Genomic DNA, 508 nt, shown 5'->3' with positions numbered 1-508 from the left:
AACAGGCATTGTTCGGATTGTTGCCTTATGCTCTTCGAGCGTGATTTGAACTGTCATCCTCCCCCGCCTTGTTGTTATGAAGTCTTTTGAGACCTGATCAGTCACAACGGGATTGATTTTAATACAACCCCGCAATTGGGGGTGCAAAGTCGCTGTATTCCATACGTTTCATTTATATTCATGTTATGATAGAAGCTAAAATGATGATAACTTCATTTAAAGATAATAATTCATGTGTATTCAGTGATTTATAAAATCGACGCATTACCCTTCGAGACACTCTTTTCGACAATGGCGATGGCGGAAGACAGACTTGCACGTCTGAATGAGATCGTGCGGTTTAGTCCGGTGGGGGAGGGGGCTATTGAGCGCGGACATTTCCGGGATGCAGTTGCTGCGATGTGGATTTTGGGGGAACTTGTCCATATTGAGGATTTGGTTCTGCATGATGCTCATATGGATGTTCGAGCACCGACCCATGAATTAACGATTGCTCATACGATTTTAC

1 pseudogene is annotated in these 508 nt (G+C 43.7%); it reads left to right on the top strand.

The features are described 5' to 3' along the window. Window positions 1-243: 243 nt before the first annotated feature. Window positions 244-508 (top strand): annotated as a pseudogene (locus tag HBA93_RS18260) (RHE_PE00001 family protein); the annotation flags it as partial.

The sequence above is a fragment of the Ochrobactrum sp. SFR4 genome (assembly GCF_019730395.1).
In the GTDB taxonomy this organism is placed as follows: Bacteria; Pseudomonadota; Alphaproteobacteria; order Rhizobiales; family Rhizobiaceae; genus Pseudochrobactrum.
This window is presented reverse-complemented; position numbering and strand designations above follow the sequence as displayed.